This window comes from Streptomyces sp. NPDC087270, assembly GCF_044744625.1.
Taxonomy (GTDB): Bacteria; Actinomycetota; Actinomycetes; order Streptomycetales; family Streptomycetaceae; genus Actinacidiphila.
Map to the genome: position 1 here is coordinate 475,821 of NZ_JBIUYR010000001.1, position 16,627 is coordinate 492,447.

Sequence of the window (16,627 nt, forward strand, 5' to 3'; positions counted from 1 at the left end):
AGATCGGGACCCCTGCGGAGGTGGGCACCCGACATAGGGTCGAAGCCGTGTTCGGGGCGCGGGGGACGTCCCTGTCCAGGGGCGTCGAGGAGGGACATGTTCGCGCGGCGAAGCGGTGAGCAACGGAGGCTGCGGCCGAGGCAGTTAGCCGTGCGGACGCTGCGGACGGCACGTTCGGCGGCGGCCCGGCTGCCGAAGCCGCACCGCGGCACCGGGAAGACCGAGGCACCCGAGACACCTGAGGCACCCGCGAACCCCGAGGCACCCTCGGACCGTACCGGCGCCGTCGGGGACGGAAAGCGGTGGTGGGCGCCGCTGCGCCCGCGGTACCCGCGGCCGAACCGCACCGGCTGGCGCCGGTGGGTCCCCTCGCTGCGCCAGACCCTGCTGCTGTGCACCTGGAGCGTGCTCGCCCTGATCGCGCTGGTCGGCTGGGCCTATGCGCGCACCGCGATCCCCACCGACCTGAACGCCTACGCGACCCAGCAGGACAACGTCTACTACTGGGCCGACGGCACCGAGATGGCCCGGGTCGGCCCGGTCGACCGGCAGGCGATGCCGCTGGACCGTATACCGACCGCCGTGCAGTCCGCGGTGCTCGCCGCCGAGAACGCGTCGTTCTACTCCGACCACGGCGTCTCCCCTCGGGGCATCACCCGGGCGGTGGCGAACATGGCCACCGGCGGCCAGACGCAGGGCGGTTCCACGATCACCCAGCAGTACGTCAAGAACGTGTACCTCGACCAGGACCAGACGATCTCCCGCAAGATCTCCGAGATCTTCATCGCGATCAAGCTCGACCGCAAGATGAGCAAGAAGCAGATCCTCGACGGCTACCTCAACACCAGTTGGTTCGGCCGCGGCGCCTACGGGGTGCAGCGCGCCGCGAAGGCGTACTACGGCGAGGACGTCTCCCAACTCAACCCGAGCCAGGCCGCGTTCCTCGCCGCGCTGCTCAAGGGCGCCGGCCAGTTCGACCCGTCGGTGAGCGCCGCCAACCACCACCGCGCGGTGGCGCGCTGGAACTGGGTGCTGGACCGGATGGTGAAGACCGGCAAGCTGTCGGCGGCGCAGCGGGCCACGTACACGAAGTTCCCCGAGCCGATCGCGCCGCCGAAGCCGGCCGGGCTGAGCGGGCAGACCGGCTACCTCGTGGACACCGCACGCGCCTACGTCTCCGCGCACAGCGGCATCTCCGACCAGCGGTTCGACCTCGGCGGCTACCAGATCTACACCACCTTCCAGAAGCCGAAGGTGGACGCGCTGGCCGCCGCCGTCAAGCAGCAGATCTCCCGGCTGCGCCCGAAGGACCGCCCCGCCGATCGCAATGTGCGGGTGGGCGCCGCATCGGTCGCGACCGACGGCCGCATCCTCGCGCTCTACGGCGGCCCCGACTACGTCAAGCAAGGTTTCGACGACGCCGACATCGCGATCGTGCCGGCCGGCACCACCTACGCGCCGTTCGTGTACGCGGCGGCCCTGCGCGACGGCGTGGTCCGCACCCGGGACGCGCCGAGGGCCCGGGTCGACCCGCAGTCCCGCTACGACGGCGACAACAAGGTGCCGATACAGACGCCCGAGGGCCCGTACTGGAGCCGGGACGGGAAGGTCGTCAAGACCGCCAACGCGGACGGCCGTTCGTACGGGAAGATCCCGCTCGGCGAGGCCGTCGCGAAGGGCGTGAACGGGCCGATCACACAACTCGGCGTGGACGTCGGGCTCAACCAGGTGCGGCAGGCGTCGATCGACGCCGGGCTGCTGCCGGACAGCGGCTTCGCCGAGCAGGTGCCGAGCTTCTCGCTGGGCACGTCCACGCCCAGCCCGATCCGGATGGCCGACGGGTACGCCACCTTCGCGGCCGGCGGCACCCACACCGACCCGTACTCGGTGCTGCGCATCACCCGCGACGGCGCCGCGGTGCCGCTCCAGAAACCCACCGTCACGCACCCGTTCACCCCGAAGGTGGCCGGGGAGGTGGACGACGCGCTGCGCGACGCGGTCGACACCGGCGCCGCGCACGCGGTGGCGAAGGCCGGGCCGGGGCTGGCCGGGCTGCCGGGCACCGCGCAGGACAACACCTCGGCGTCGTTCGTCGGTTACGACGCGGAGATGGCCACCGCGGTCACCCTGTTCCGGATCGACCCGAAGACGCAGCAGTTGCAGCCGCTGACCGGGATCGGCGGGCGGTCCGTGAAGAAGCCGGGCAGCGACGCCCCGACGGACATCTGGGCCCACTACGCCGAGGCGACCCTCCCGCCGGGCGGATCGGAGTCGGCGACGCGCACGCCGGTCGGCCCCGACGCCGCCCGCAAGGCCACTACTTGGTGAGGAAGGTCGACCAGTCCGGCGACTCTCCCGGGTCCAGGTTGCGCAGCTTCGCCAGCACCGCGGGGTCCTGCATGTCCAGCCAGTCGCACAGCTCCTTGAAGGACACGCACTCCACGCCCTTCCTGGGGCAGACGTCCTTCACCACGTCGGAGATGGCCTGCATGTAGATGCCGCCGTTCCAGTCCTCGAAGTGGTTGCCGATGAACAGGGGTGCCCGGCTGCCGTTGTAGACCCGCTGGAAGCCTTCGAGGTAGCCCTGCCGGGTCTGCTTCTCCCACTCCGGGTACTTCGCCGGGTCGCCCTCGGTGACGTCGCCGCCGGACTGGTTGTAGAGGAAGTTGAAGTCCATCGTCAGGCCCTGGAAGCTCTTGCCCGGGTAGGGCACCAGCTCCAGCGGGAAGTTCCAGATCCCGTCCTGCTTCTGCGGCCAGAGCTGGAAGTCGCCGGGCGAGCTGGCGTCGTACCGCCAGCCGAGCTGCTTCTCGGCCGGCAGCAGGTTCTTCTGGCCCTCCAGGCACGGCGCGCGCCCGCCGACCAGCTCCTGGGCGTAGTCGAACGGCAGCGGCGGGATGTCGGTGTCGCCGGTGTTCGTCTTCCAGTTCTGCACGAAGGAGTACGCCTGGCTGGTCTCGCTCAGCCACTCCTTGGTGCTCCAGTCCGCGCCCGCGCCCTTGTCGGGCTTGCAGAAGTGCCCGTTGAAGTGGGTGCCGATCTCGTCGCCGTCCTCCCAGGCCAGCCGGAGCTGCTGGAGGGTCCACTTGATGTGCTGGTCGGTGGGGAAGTCGATCGCGGAGGAGCCCGGCGCGTGCTGCGGCGGGTGGTAGAGGGTGCGCTTGTCCTTCGGCAGCAGGTAGATGCCGCTGAGGAAGAACGTCATGTTGGCGTGGTACTTCTCGGCCAGCGTGCGGAAGCGGGAGAAGTCGTGGTCGTCGCCCTCCAGCGCGCCGTCCCAGGAGAAGACCACGAACTGCGGCGGCTTCTCGCCCGGCTTGAGCTTGTGCCACTTCGGCTGGTGCGGCTGCGGCCCGGTGTACGACGTGGAGCCGTCGCCGATCACCTTCGTCTTGCCGTCCCACGCGGGGGTGGTGGAGGCGGTCGGCGCGTGCCGGACCGGTGCCTGCGCGGTGGTGTGCCCGGCCGCCTTGGCGTGCCCGGAGCCGCCGCCTCCGGTGCCGACCGCGATCAGCGTCCCGGCTAACGCCGCCGCCACACCCGCGGTGGCCAGCCCGGCCACCGCCCCTCGCTTGAGCTTCACCATCGGTGCGCGTCCCCCCCAAGGGCACGCCACCCACGGGCGTACCGGGACCCATTATTCAGTTGATCCGATCAAACGTGCGGGCGGGCCCCGGTGGAGGAGTCGTCCTCCGCCGGAGCCCGCCCGGTCACACCCGTGGATCGGTCGATCCGCTGATCGGTCGATCCGTCAAAGCGTCAACGCGTCAAAACGTCAACGCGTCAAAACGTCAACGCGTCAAGCGTCGATCCGTCCTGCCGGCGAACCGTCAGAAGCGGTACGACTTCAGGTAGCTCGCGTTCGGCGAGCCGACACCCGTCGCGTCGTCGTAGCCGCGGACCGCGTTGAGCGAGGTGTCCTGGCCGAAGCCGATCAGCCGGACCAGCAGGTTGCCGTTGACCACACCGGCGTCGTAGACGCTGCTCAGCGGGGTGCTCGAGTGCTGCGCCTGCTTGTCCACCACGTCGGTGGTCAGGTGCGAGCGGGCGTAGATCGCCGGGTTGGCGAAGCCGATCGCGTGGTGGCCGGCCTGGATCGCGTCGGCCTGCACCGCCGCGAACTCGGGCGAGGAGACGCTGGTGCCGCCGTAGCCGCCCTCGCTGTACGCGGCGCCGTCGGAGATGCCGACCAGCACCGAGGTGTACAGGTCGCCGACCATCGAGATGTCCGGGGTGACCCGCTTGGCGGCGCCCACCTTCTGACCGGTCATCAGGGTGTGCGACAGCGTGTCCGGGACCACGCCGCGCTGGTAGCCCGGCTGCGCGAAGTCCTCGCTGGTGCCGCCGCCACCGCCGAAGTAGAACGGCGCCGCGGCCGGGGCCGGGGTCCAGCTCTTGCCGTCGGCCGACAGCGCGGAGCGGGTGGTGCCCATGTCGGTCTCGAAGCCGTACTTGCCGCTCTTGTCCGCCAGGGCGAGCGCGGTGCCGCCGACCGAGGTCACCCACGGGTCGGAGTCCGGCCAGTTGGCCTGCGCACGGGCGGTGTCGGTCTGGCAGTTGGCACCGGTGGCCGCCGCCAGCGGGCTGCTGTCACCGCAGTCGCCGGCCGAGAAGCCGACGCTGATGCCCTCGATCGCGGCCTGCTGGAAGATCTGCTCGTACGCCGCGATCTCCGACGCGGTGACGTCCGCGTTGTCCGTGGTGTGCATGATCTCGCCCCACGAGTTGGAGACGACATCGGCGAGGTGGTTGTCCACGATCTTGGTGATCGCGGCCAGCAGGTCGTCGTCGTTGCAGGAGTTCGCACCGACGTAGACCACGTTGGCGTCGGGGGCGAGGCCGTGCGCCATCTCGACGTCCAGCGCCTCCTCGGGCGCCCAGCCCTCGGGGCCGCCGCACAGGTCCTGGTCCGTCCACTGCGAGGAGTCGACGACCTCGGAGTACTGGCCCTTCTTGAACGCCTTGTCACCGTGGTTGGTGGCGTACTGGTTGGCGTCGGCCTCCATGGTGGAGCTGCCGTACGCGTCCACGATGGCGATCGTCGCGCCCTTGCCGGTCAGCCCGGTGGAGGTGATGCCGTACGCCTTGCGGATCTGCGAGGGGTACAGCGAGCACTGGTCGAACGCCACGTCCTTCTTGGTGAAGCCGGCCGGCGCGCCCTTGGCGGTCTTCTGGCCCCAGTACGCGGAGCAGGTCGGCGTGGTGGGCAGGCTCTTGTCGGCCTTGGCGCCCTTCGCCGAAGTGGCGGTGTCCGAGGTGACCTTGTGCGAGTCCGGGCGCACCACGTTGCTGCCGACCGAGGAGAGGCCGTCGACGCCGAGGATCGCGCTGGAGACGGAAGCCGGCACCTTCAGGTCGCGGGCCGGCGCGTGCCGCAGCTCGCCGGACACCTTGTACTGGTGCTCACCGGTGCCGAACGCCTTGGTGAGCGCGGAGTTGGTGCCCTTGACGGTGATCGCGTGCGAGGTGGTGCCCAGCACCTTCAGGCCGGAGTCCTCGGCCCACTTCTGCACGGCGGCGATCTGCGCCTTGGTGGCCCCGAACCGGGCCTGGTACTGCGCGGGGCTGAGGAACTTGCCGTAACTGGCGTTGCTCGGGTCCGATACGGCCGTCGCGTACGAGGTGAGCCCGGCCGGGTCCTGGCCCGCGAGGTACACGGTGCCGGTGATCTCGGCGGAGGACGACACCGAACCGGCGTCCGCGGAGGCGGTGGCCCACGCGGGGTGGGAGCCGGTGATGGTCTTGGCGGACGCGGCCGGCGCCGACGCCTGCGAAGGCGTGGCCGCCAGCAGCAGCGAACCGGAGAGCAGGGCCAGCGAGGCGGCCGCTACCACTCCGGTACGGCCTGCGCCGCTACGGGGTGTGTGTATGTGGGTGATGACGACTCCAACATGATGGTCCGTGAGAGGGCAACGACAGGCACGGGCCTTGTACCGCACGCTCGTTCACGACCCACACCCGGCCTGTAGTGTGCACGCCACGTGAGCGTTGTGGGAATACCGTATGGCGCTCAGCGGTGTCGCTTTACCGAAAACCGACGATCACCGGCGGCTCATATCCGGTCGGAACCGGGCGATCGCCGCATCCGGGCCCGCGCCCTCACTCCCGCCCCGCGCCAGACCCCGGCCCCTCCACCAATCCTTTTCGGCCGCCGCGCCGAATCACTGGTGACGGGGGTCGACAGGGAGCGGGCGAGGCGCGAAGAAGGCGCGGAGACGAGGCGACGAGGTGCGGCGGCGTATCGCGGTGGTGGGTTCGGGAGTGGCCGGCCTGACCGCGGCCTACGTGTTGCGGCAGGTGTGCGAGGTGTCGCTCTACGAAGCCGACGACCGGCTCGGCGGCCACGCGCACACCCACGACGTGGCCGACCCGGGCGGGCAGGCGCTGCGGATCGACACCGGCTTCATCGTGCACAACGACCGCACCTACCCGACGCTGCTGCGGCTCTTCCGCGAACTCGGCGTCGCCACCCAGGACTCCGAGATGAGCCTGTCCGTGCGGTGCGACGGCTGCGGCCTGCAGTACGCGGGCGCGCGCGGCCCCGGCGGCCTGTTCGCCCACCCCGGCAGCGCGATACGCGGCCGCTACCTGGGCCTGCTCGCTGAGGTGCCGTCCTTCCACCGGGCGGCGCGCGCGGCGCTCGCCTCGGGCCGGGCCGACCGCCTGACGCTGGGCGGCTTCCTGGCCGAGCGCGACTTCACTCCGTACTTCACCGCGCACTTCGTGGTGCCGCTGGTCTCCTCGGTGTGGTCCTGCGCCCCCGACCAGGCGATGCGGTACCCGGCGGCCTACCTCTTCCGCTTCCTGCGCCACCACGGGCTGCTGTCGGTGGGCGGGTCACCGCGGTGGCGCACGGTCACCGGCGGCTCCGCGGAGTACGTGCGGCGGATCGGCAAGCAGCTGACCACGGTGTACACCGGCACCCCGGTCCGCGCGGTGCGCCGCTTCCCCGACCGCGCCGAGGTCACCGCCGCCGACGGTATTACCCGCGGTTATGACGCGGTGGTCCTGGCCACCCACCCCGACCAGGCGCTCGCCGTCCTCGCCGACGCCACCGACGCCGAGGCGCGGGTGCTCGGCGCGTTCCGCTACTCGCGCAACGAGACGGTGCTGCACACCGACGCGTCGCTGCTGCCCACCGCCCGCAGGGCCCGCGCCTCCTGGAACTACCTGATGCCCTCGTGCGCGGCTCCCGCCGAGAAGGTGCAGGTCAGCTACCACATGAACCGGTTGCAGCGGCTCGATGCCGCCGAGGAGTACGTGGTCACGCTCAACGCGTCGCAGGCGGTCGACCCCGGCCGGGTGCTGGCCCGCATGGTCTACGAACACCCCCTGTACACGCCGGAGTCGGTGGCCGCCCAGCGGCGTCTGCCGGAGCTGGACACGGCGGTGACGGCGTTCGCGGGCGCGTACCACGGCTGGGGGTTCCACGAGGACGGCTGCCGCGCGGGGGTGGCGGCCGCCGCGGCGCTCGGGGTGCGCTGGTGAACCCCGCCCGGCCGCTCGCGGACACGGCGTCCGCCGACACGGCGCCCGCGGACACGGCGCCCGCGGACACGGCGTCCTCCGACACGGCTTCCGCACCCGCGGTCGCGGGCGTCCCGCACACCGGCGCGCACCGCGCCCCCGGCACCGCGAGCCTGTACGCCTGCGCGATCACCCACGTGCGCACCCGGCCGATCCGCCGCACCTTCCGGCACCGCACCTACATGTGGCTGGTCGACCTCGACCACCTTCCGGTGCAACCCCGGGCGCTGCGCCCGTTGGCCCGGTTCGCCGCGCGCGACCACTTCGCGGGCACCGCACCCACCCTGCGCGCGGGCCTGGAGCGCTACCTGGACGCGCAGGGCGTGTCACTCGACGGCGGCCGGGTGCTGATGCTCGCGCACGCCCGCGTCCTCGGCCACGTCTTCAACCCGCTCACCGTGTACTGGTGCCACCGCCGGGACGGCTCGCCGCTGTGCACCGTCGCCGAGGTGCACAACACCTACGGCGAGCGGCACTGCTACCTGCTGCACACCGACGAGCGGGGCCGGGCCGAGGTGCCCAAGGAGTTCTACGTCTCGCCGTTCTTCCCGGTCGACGGCACCTACCGGATGCGGCTGCCCGAACCCGGCGAGAAGCTGGAACTGGCCGTGCACCTGGAGCGTGAGGGCGGCCGGCCGTTCACCGCGACGGTGCGCGGCACCCGCCGTCCGGCCGGCACCCGCGCCCTGCTGGCCGCCGCCGCCCGGCACCCCTGGTCCACGCTCGCCGTCTCCGCGGCGATCCGCCTGCACGGCATCCGCCTGTACCTGCGCGGCCTGCCCGTTCTCCCCCGCCCGCACCACCGCACCCAGGAGGGCCTGAAGTGAGCGGACTCGTCTCCGACCGCACCACCGCCACCGCTCCCGGCATCCCCGCCCCGGCGCCGCGAGCCGGCGTGGACCCCGCCGTGTGGCCGGACGCGGCCCGGGTGCCGCGCAGTTCGCCGCCGCGCACCGCGGTGGCCCGGCTGCTGGTCGGCCGCGCGTTCGCCCGGCTGCCGCTGCGGGTGCGGCTGCCCGACGGCTCCGGCAGCGGCGACCGGGGACCGGTGCTGCGGCTGCACGACCCGCGGGCCTTCCACCGCCGGATCGCCGTCGACGGCCTGATCGGCTTCGGCGAGTCGTACATGGCCGGCGAGTGGGACGCGGACGACCTGGTCGGGGTGCTCACCGTGCTCGCCGCGAACGCCACCGCGCTGGTCCCGCACGGCCTCCAGCGGCTGCGCCGGGCCTGGGTGCACGCCACCCCGGATCGGCAGCGCAACACCCCCGACGGCGCCCGCGACAACATCCGCCGGCACTACGACCTGTCGAACGCGCTGTTCGCGCTCTTCCTCGACGACACGATGACGTACTCCGCCGGGCTGTTCCGCGGCTTCCCCGCCGAGCAGGCCACCCTCGCCGCCGCCCAGCACCGCAAGATCGACCGGCTGCTGGACCTGGCCGGCGTCGGCGAGGGCACCCGGCTGCTGGAGATCGGCACCGGCTGGGGCGAGTTGGCGCTGCGGGCGGCCGGGCGCGGTGCGCGGGTGCTGACCGTGACGCTCTCCCGCGAGCAGCGCGACCTGGCGCAGGCGCGGATCGCCGCCGCGGGCCTCGCCGGGAAGGCCGCGGTCGAACTGCGCGACTACCGCGAGGTGCGCGGCCGGTTCGACGCCGTGGTCAGCGTGGAGATGATCGAGGCGGTCGGCGCCGAGTTCTGGCCGGAGTACTTCGGCACCCTCGCCCGCGTCCTCGCCCCCGGCGGCCGGATCGCCCTGCAGGCCATCACCATGGCGCACGACCGGATGCTCGCCACCCACGGCACCTACACCTGGATCGGCAAGTACGTCTTCCCCGGCGGCCTGATCCCCTCGTCCCAGGCCATCGAACGGGAGGCCGCCGCTCACGGCCTGCGGGTCACCGGGGACGACGGCTTCGGCCCGCACTACGCGGAGACGCTGCGGCTGTGGCGCGAGCGGTTCACCGCCGCCGACGACGCCGGCGAGGTCGCCGCGCTCGGCTTCGACGCGACCTTCCGCCGGATGTGGGAGTTCTACCTCGCCTACTCCGAGGCCGGGTTCCGCTCCCGCTACCTGGACGTGCGGCAGACGCTACTGACCCGCGCCGCGGACGGCGCCGGGCCCGCGGACGGCGCCTCGAGCCCCGGCGCCATGGCCGGAACCGGCACGGGGACGGACCCCGGCCGTACGGACGGAGACGACCGATGAGCACAGTGGCGGACCGGCTCGGGCGGCTGCTCGACGGGTACTTCGGCGACCGGCCGCCGGTGCGGCTGCGCGCCTGGGACGGCAGCGAGACCGGGCCGGCCGACGCGCCCGTGATCGTCGTGCGCAGCCGCCGCGCGCTGCGCCGCCTGCTGTGGCAGCCCAGCGGCACGGGCCTGGCCGAGGCGTACATCGCGGGGGAACTCGACATCGAGGGCGACCTGCCCGACGGGCTCGGCCGGGTGGCCCGGGCGGTGCGGGAGCGCGGTTCGGCACCCGGCCGCCCCCGTCCGCGGGCACTCGCCGCGGCCGCCGCGACCGCGCTGCGGCTGGGCGCGCTCGGCCCCCGCCCGGCGCCGCCGGGCGTCCGGAAGGCGAAGCAGCGCGGCGCGCTGCACAGCACCGGCCGCGACCGGGCCGCCATCAGCCACCACTACGACCTGTCCAACGACTGGTACGCCGAACTGCTGGACCCGTCGATGGCGTACTCCTGCGGCTACTGGACCGAGCCCGAGACCGAGCCCGCGACCGAGCCCGGGACCGAGCCCGGGACCGAGCCTGATCCTGAGCTGGAGTCCGAGCCCGGGGACGTACCGGGCGGCGCCGGTTACGGCATCGCCGAGGCGCAGCGCGACAAGCTCGAACTGGTCTGCCGCAAACTGGCGTTGACCCCCGGCGCGCGGCTGCTGGACATGGGCTGCGGATGGGGCAGCCTCTCCCTCTACGCGGCGCGGGAGTTCAAGGCCCGTGTCACCGCCGTCACCCTCTCCCGCGAGCAGCGCGACTTCGTGGCCGCCCGGATCGCGGAGCAGGGCCTCGACGACCTGGTCGAGGTGCGGCTGAGCCACTACCGCGACCTCGGCGCCGCCGACGGCGGATACGACGCGGTGAGCGCGATCGAGATGGGCGAGCACGTCGGGGAGGAGCAGTACCCGGACTTCGCCGCCCGGCTGCACGCCCTGCTGCGCCCGCGCGGCCGGCTGCTGGTCCAGCAGATGTCCCGCGGCGCCGACGCGCCCGGCGGTGGCGCGTTCATCGAGTCGTACATCGTCCCCGACATGCATATGCGCCCGGTCGGCCGGACCGTGGACCTGCTGGAGGACGCCGGCCTGGAGGTGCGGTCGGTGGAGGCGATGCGCGAGCACTACGTCCGGACGATCGCGGCGTGGTACCGCACCCTGGAGGAGCGCCGGCCGGTGTTCGCCGCGCTGGCGGGCGAGCCGACGGTCCGGGTCTGGCAGCTCTACCTGGCCGGGTCGATGCTGACCTTCGCCGAGCGCCGGATGGGCGTGGACCAGATCCTCGCGGTGCGCCCGGAGCCGTTCGGCGGCTCGGGCCTGCCGGCCACCCCGCACGACTGGTACGTCCCGGTGCGCCCGTGACCGGCTTCCCCTGGGCCGCGTTCGCCGAGGGCCTCGGCTGGGCGGCGCTCGCGGCCTTCGGCGTCATGGCGGCCACCTTCGCGGTCGCCCTCGCCAAGGGCGTGCACCGGGTGGTGGACGTCGCGTGGGGCGTGGCCTTCACCGCGGTCGCCGCCGCGTCGTACGCCGCCTCGGCCGGGCACGGCGACGACGGGCGGCGGCTGCTGGTCACGCTCGCCACCGCCGGGTGGGGGCTGCGGCTGGCCGTGCACATCGCCCGCCGCGGCCGCGGCCACGGCGAGGACCCGCGCTACGACCGGATGCTCGCCAAGGCGCCCGGCAGCCGCGCCGGGTACGCGCTGCGCACCGTCTACCTGGTCCAGGGCGCGCTGGTGTGGGTCGTCTCGCTGCCGGTGCAGGCCGCGCAGTACGCCCCCGAGCGGCTCGGCGGCTGGGCGGCGGCCGGCGGCGCGCTGTGGGCGGCCGGGCTGGCCTTCGAGGCGGTCGGCGACCACCAGCTCGCCCGCTTCAAGGCCGATCCGGCGAACCGCGGCCGCATCATGGACCGCGGCCTGTGGGCCTGGACCCGGCACCCCAACTACTTCGGCGACTGCCTGGTGTGGTGGGGCCTGTACGCGATGGCGTGCGCGAGCCCGCAGGCCGCCGCGGTGGCGGCGCCGGGCCCGCTGCTGATGACCGCCCTGCTGGTCTTCGGCAGCGGGAAACGGCTGCTGGAGCGGCAGATGGCCGACCGGCCCGGCTACGCCGCGTACGCCGCCCGCACCAGCGGCTTCCTGCCGCGTCCGCCTCAGGTGTTGTTGGCGAGGTTGCGCAGGCCGCTGAGGGGGCCGTTGAAGTAGTCCTGGTCGCCGGGGAACGTGCCGGAGTCGGCGTGCTGCCAGAAGGTGTAGAACGGCCAGCCGGCCGGCAGCTTGCCGGCGCTGGAGGCGTAACGCGCCACGAACAGCGGGTCGTCGGCGGCGAAGACCGAGGTGTTGCCGGTGCACCGGGTCCACCAGTCGGTGGTGGAGTAGATGGTCGCCCAGCGGGTCGTCTTCGCGTGCACCTCGTCGACGAACGCCCTGATCCAGCTGACCATCGCGCTCTTGCTCAGGCCGTAGCAGGCCGCGCCGGACGGGTACTCGATGTCCAGCGCCGGCGGCAGCGTCTTGCCGTCCTTGGACCAGCCGCCGCCGTGCGACACGAAGTAGTCCGCCTGCGCCTTGCCGCCGGAGCTGTCCGGGCGGGCGAAGTGGTAGGCACCGCGGATGAAGCCTGCGTAGTAGGAGTTGGTGTAGTTCGCGTCGAACTTCGGGTCCTTGTACGTGGTGCCCTCGGTCGCCTTGATGTACGCGAACCGGGCGCCCTTGTGGTACTGGGCCGCCCAGTCGATGGTGCCCTGCCAGTTGCTGACGTCGAATCCGGGGGTGCGGGTGACGTTCGAGGAGCCGCCGGTGGCCGTGGTGGTGCTGGAGCGGCCCTCGTGGGCCGCGACGGACGACCCCATCCAGTCCTGCTCGGGGTGGAGCACCGCGCCGCGTACGTGTGGCGCACCGCCGACCGCTTCGGCCGGCCCGGCGGGCGCGGCCAGCACTCCGGCGACCGCGACCGCCGCGCACCCGATCCCCAGCGCCGACTTCCGTACGCCCGTACGTCCCCGCACGCCCTGCCCGGCGTCCCGCATGACTGCCTCCATGGGTGTGGCTTTGCTTCGGTGATGCCCCATATGCGCTATTGGAACAGAGGGGTGCGAAGCTCCGGCGCTGGACGCGCGGGCCATCACGGTCTCTCCGGTCGGCGCGTACGCGGCCGTGGCGCCGGGCAGTTCGGCGCGCGCGGGGAAAAGGCCACGTCGGCGCGGGTGGCGCCGGTGGTTCACCGGGGTGTGCGGGTCGGGTGGCGGGCGGGCCGCGGATCGGGACGCGGTCAGGACGGCGGGCGGCCCATCGAGTGGCCGAAGGTGTCGGGGTCCTCGTCGTAGCCGCGCAGCAGCGAGTGGAAGGACCAGGCGCCGGACCCGCTCCGGGTGAACTCCGCGAAGGTCGCGGCCGTGGTGCCGCCCAGCTCGGTCAGGCCGCCCTCCACCAGCACCGTCCAGCCGGTGACGATCTGGTAGGCCGGGTTGGCCACCGCGCCGAACTCCAGCCGTCCGAAGCTCTGCTGGATCATCGCGCCGACCACGACCCGGCGGTACCCGTCGCCGAGCCGGTCCAGCTCCAGCGTCATCACCTCGTCGAAGCCGAAGCCCTGGCCGTTCTTGCTGTCCCGGTTGAGCCACATGGTCCCGTCGGGCGCCCTGCTGTCGAAGTGCACGAGGTAGGCCGGATCACCCTGCTCCGCGCCGGCCGAGTACGTGGCCGCGATCAGGTCCAGATCGCTCGGCGGGGCGCCCAGCGGGCTCGGGTCCCACTTCAACCGCACCTCGACCCGCTCGATCCCCTTGCTGAGGCCGTTCATCCCATGCCTCCACCCCGACGCCCCGTCATGGGCCGCCACACTTACCCCGATTAACGCCTCTCCACCCCACCCTGTCCACACCCACCGACGCCTTCCGGCCACCGCTCGCCGCCGGTCTCTTCAGGGGGCCGGGTCAGAGGGAGAAGAGCCGGGTGGCGTTGTCGTGGCAGACAGCGCGGAGCCAGGGGGTGCCGAGGTCGGCGGTGCGCAGGGCGGTCAGGGCGGCGGTGTAGGTGTAGGGGATGTTGGGGAAGTCGGTGCCGAGCAGGACGCGGTCCTGGAGGGCGGCGAGGCGGGGGAGCGCGGCGCGGGGGAAGGGGGCGGCGGACTCGACGAAGGGGGTGAACGCCATGGTGGTGTCGAGCATGACGTCGCCGTGGCGTTCGGCGAGGCCGAGGAAGTCCTCGTACTCGGGCATGCCGAGGTGGGCGACGACCAGCCGCAGCCGGGGGTGGCGGGCCAGGAGCGCGGCGATCGGGGCCGGGCCGGTGTGGGCGCCGGGCACCGGGCCGGAGCCGCAGTGCGTCACCACCGGCACCCCCTCGTCGGCGAGCAGCCGCCATACGGCGTCCAGGTGCGGGTCGTTGGGGTCGAACCCGCCCACCTGGACGTGGCACTTGAAGACCCGCGCGCCCTGGCCGAGCGCGCGCCGCACGTCGGCGAGGGCGCCCGGCTCGGCGAAGAAGGTGGCCGTGTGCAGGCAGTCCGGGGTGCGGGCGGCGAAGTCGGCGGACCAGTCGTTGAGCCAGCGGGCCATCCCCGGCTTGTGCGGGTAGAGCATCGACGTGAAGGCCCGCACGCCGAAGCCGCGCAGCACCTCCACCCGGCGCTGCTCCTCCATCCGGTAGGCGATCGGCCAGTGCCGGCCCACCAGCGGCCCGGCCGCGTCGAAGTACGCCCACACCTTGGACAGCACCTGCTGCGGCATGAAGTGGGTGTGGACGTCGACCAGGTGGTCCAGCCCGAGCGACTGCCGGAAGGCCGCCACCTCGCGCCGCTCGGCCTCCGCCCGCCGCTCCGCTTCGGCGCCGTCCGCTTCGGCTCCGCCCGGCTCCGCCTCGGCTCGCGGTATCCCGCCCACCTCGCTACCGCCCTCCGCGTCCGTCCGTCCGGCCTCCGACCGGGCCATGGTGCCACGCCGGTGATCGCCGCCGACCGCCGCCCGCGCGTCCCGGGCGTGCGGGCGGGCCCGGCGGTCACACTGAACGGACAAAAGGACCGTATCGCCCCTCACGAGGTGTCCATGACGTTCGGCCTGGCCCGTCGCCAACTGCGGCCGAGGGTGCCCGTGCGCCCGGGCGAGGGGCACCGCAAGGCCGAGAAGGACCGGCTGACCAGCCTGGAGGGGCTGGCCGCGCTGTCGCTCGACGCGCTCAGCTCGGTCGCGTACGGGCCGGAGGCGATCGTGCTGGTGCTGGTGACGGCCGGCACCGGGGCGATCGACGCGACGCTCCCGATCACGCTGGTGATCACCGCCCTGCTAGTGGTGCTGGTGGTCTCCTACGGCCAGGTGATCGCGGTGCACCCCGACGGCGGCGGCGCGTACGCCGTCGCCAAGAAGGACCTCGGGACGCGGGTCAGCCTGCTGGCGGCGGCGAGCCTCGTCGTCGACTACGTGCTGACCGTCGCGGTGAGCCTCGCCGCGGGCGCGGCCGCGCTCGCCTCCGCCTACCCCGCGCTCAACTCGCACCTGCTGGAGGTGTGCCTGCTCGGCCTGCTGCTGCTCACCGCGGTGAACCTGCGCGGGGTCGCCGAGAGCGCCCGGGTGCTGATGCTGCCCACCGCGCTGTTCGTGCTGGGCATCCTCGGGGTCGTGGTGATCGGGCTGCTGCGCGGCCACCCCGCGGCCGAGGTCGGCACCCACGAGCCGGTGCACGTCACCGAGACGCTCGGCATCCTGCTGCTGCTCAAGGCGTTCTCGGCGGGCTGCTCCGCGCTGACCGGCGTCGAGGCCATCGCCAACGGCGTGCCGACCTTCCGCACCCCGCGGGTGCGGCGCGCCCAGCGCACCGAGCTGATGCTCGGCGGACTGCTCGGCCTGATGCTGGTCGGGCTGTCGGTGCTGATCCACCGCGACCACGTCGTCCCGCGCGGCGGCGTGACGGTGCTCGCCCAGCTCACCGCCGGGGCGTACGGCACCGGCTGGCCGTACATCGCCACCAACCTCGTGGTCACCCTCGTGCTCGCGCTCGCCGCGAACACCAGCTTCGGCGGGCTGCCGGTCCTGATGAGCCTGCTCGCCCGCGACCACCGGCTGCCGCACATCTTCGGGCTGCGCGCCGAACGCCCGGTCTACCGCTACGGCGTGCTCGCGCTCGCCGCGCTCGCGGCCGTGCTGCTCATCGCGGTCGACGCCGACACCCACAAGCTGCTGCCGCTCTTCGCGATCGGCGTGTTCATCGGCTTCTCGATCAGCCAGATCGGCCTGGTCCGGCACTGGGCCGGCGACCGGCCGCCGAAGTGGCTGCGCCGGGCCATGGTCAACGGCCTGGGCGCGGTGCTCACCACCATCGTCGGCGTGGTGCTGCTCAGCACCAAGTTCCTCGAAGGCGCCTGGGTGGTGGTGGTCGCGGTGCCGCTGCTGATGCTGCTCTTCAGCCGGGTGCAGCGCTACTACACCGAGGTCGGCAGGGAGCTCGGCCTCGGCCGTATCCCCGCACCGCCCGGGCGCGGCGGCATCGGGCTCGTCGTGGTGCCGGTCGGAGAGATCAGCGAGGTCGCCCGGTACGCCCTCACCGCCGCCCTCGCGTTGGGCGACGAGGTGGTCGCGGTCGCCGTGCACTCGAACCCGGAGCGGGCCGGGGCGCTGCGCGACGCCTGGGCGCGGTGGGAGCCCGGGGTGCGCCTGGACATCGTGGACAGCCCGCACCGCTCGCTGGTCGAGCCGGTGGTCGCCTACGTCAAACGGCTCGCGGCGGACGGCCGGCAGATCGCGGTCCTCATCCCCGAGGTGGAGCCGCGGCACCGTCGCTACCAGATCCTGCAGAACCAGCGCGGCATCCTGCTGGCCACGGTGCTACGGGCCCGTACCGATGTCGTCGTCTGCCTGCTGCCGTACCGCCTGAAGATCTGACGG

General features: G+C 73.0%; 12 protein-coding genes. 7 read left to right on the plus strand and 5 right to left on the minus strand.

Annotated elements, in window-relative coordinates:
* The first annotated feature begins 150 nt into the window (after nucleotides 1–150).
* Entirely contained in the window at nucleotides 151–2,328 is a 2,178-nt protein-coding gene (locus ACIPAE_RS02135; RefSeq protein ID WP_329366740.1) for a transglycosylase domain-containing protein, read from the plus strand.
* Here ACIPAE_RS02135 and ACIPAE_RS02140 read toward each other — a convergent pair.
* Both ACIPAE_RS02140 and ACIPAE_RS02145 read right to left on the minus strand, forming a co-directional pair.
* Complete coding sequence (locus ACIPAE_RS02140) at nucleotides 2,318–3,586, minus strand: hypothetical protein (protein WP_402442307.1); 1,269 nt, start codon at nucleotides 3,584–3,586, stop codon at nucleotides 2,318–2,320. The genes ACIPAE_RS02135 and ACIPAE_RS02140 overlap by 11 nt on opposite strands.
* 244 nt (nucleotides 3,587–3,830) lie before the next feature.
* On the minus strand, nucleotides 3,831–5,834 hold the full coding sequence (locus tag ACIPAE_RS02145; protein ID WP_366411861.1) for a S53 family peptidase: 2,004 nt from the start codon (nucleotides 5,832–5,834) through the stop codon (nucleotides 3,831–3,833).
* Between the two features lie 394 nt (nucleotides 5,835–6,228).
* Between ACIPAE_RS02145 and ACIPAE_RS02150 the strand changes: the two genes are divergently transcribed.
* The 5 genes from ACIPAE_RS02150 to ACIPAE_RS02170 all read left to right on the plus strand — a co-directional run bounded on the left by ACIPAE_RS02150 (nucleotide 6,229) and on the right by ACIPAE_RS02170 (nucleotide 11,954).
* Nucleotides 6,229–7,488: an FAD-dependent oxidoreductase gene (locus ACIPAE_RS02150; protein ID WP_366411862.1), complete on the plus strand. Its 1,260-nt coding sequence runs from the start codon at nucleotides 6,229–6,231 to the stop codon at nucleotides 7,486–7,488.
* Between the two features lie 152 nt (nucleotides 7,489–7,640).
* The gene (locus ACIPAE_RS02155) at nucleotides 7,641–8,354 is read left to right on the plus strand and encodes a DUF1365 domain-containing protein (protein WP_329374102.1); all 714 of its coding nucleotides are present in this window, start codon (nucleotides 7,641–7,643) and stop codon (nucleotides 8,352–8,354) included.
* A complete protein-coding gene (locus ACIPAE_RS02160) occupies nucleotides 8,351–9,736 on the plus strand; it encodes a class I SAM-dependent methyltransferase (RefSeq protein ID WP_402442309.1) in 1,386 nt (461 codons plus the stop codon). The genes ACIPAE_RS02155 and ACIPAE_RS02160 overlap by 4 nt, the downstream gene beginning before the upstream one ends.
* The gene (locus tag ACIPAE_RS02165) at nucleotides 9,733–11,115 is read left to right on the plus strand and encodes a class I SAM-dependent methyltransferase (protein ID WP_402442311.1); all 1,383 of its coding nucleotides are present in this window, start codon (nucleotides 9,733–9,735) and stop codon (nucleotides 11,113–11,115) included. Before ACIPAE_RS02160 ends, ACIPAE_RS02165 begins: the two co-directional genes overlap by 4 nt.
* Nucleotides 11,112–11,954, plus strand: coding sequence for a DUF1295 domain-containing protein (locus ACIPAE_RS02170; protein ID WP_402442313.1), 843 nt, complete (start codon nucleotides 11,112–11,114; stop codon nucleotides 11,952–11,954). Before ACIPAE_RS02165 ends, ACIPAE_RS02170 begins: the two co-directional genes overlap by 4 nt.
* Here ACIPAE_RS02170 and ACIPAE_RS02175 read toward each other — a convergent pair.
* The 3 genes from ACIPAE_RS02175 to ACIPAE_RS02185 all read right to left on the minus strand — a co-directional run bounded on the left by ACIPAE_RS02175 (nucleotide 11,903) and on the right by ACIPAE_RS02185 (nucleotide 14,680).
* Nucleotides 11,903–12,778 carry a lysozyme gene (locus ACIPAE_RS02175; RefSeq protein WP_402442315.1) on the minus strand — a complete coding sequence of 292 codons (876 nt, stop codon included), beginning with the start codon at nucleotides 12,776–12,778 and terminating at the stop codon, nucleotides 11,903–11,905. The two genes, ACIPAE_RS02170 and ACIPAE_RS02175, sit on opposite strands and share 52 nt — an antisense overlap.
* Before the next feature lie 242 nt (nucleotides 12,779–13,020).
* On the minus strand, nucleotides 13,021–13,551 hold the full coding sequence (locus tag ACIPAE_RS02180) for a TerD family protein (RefSeq protein WP_329366726.1): 531 nt from the start codon (nucleotides 13,549–13,551) through the stop codon (nucleotides 13,021–13,023).
* A 133-nt stretch (nucleotides 13,552–13,684) separates the two neighbouring features.
* Entirely contained in the window at nucleotides 13,685–14,680 is a 996-nt protein-coding gene (locus ACIPAE_RS02185; protein ID WP_402442317.1) for an amidohydrolase family protein, read from the minus strand.
* 114 nt (nucleotides 14,681–14,794) lie between these two features.
* On the opposite strand from ACIPAE_RS02185, the gene ACIPAE_RS02190 reads away from it, so the two are divergent.
* Complete coding sequence (locus ACIPAE_RS02190; RefSeq protein ID WP_402442319.1) at nucleotides 14,795–16,624, plus strand: APC family permease; 1,830 nt, start codon at nucleotides 14,795–14,797, stop codon at nucleotides 16,622–16,624.
* Nucleotides 16,625–16,627 lie beyond the last annotated feature (3 nt).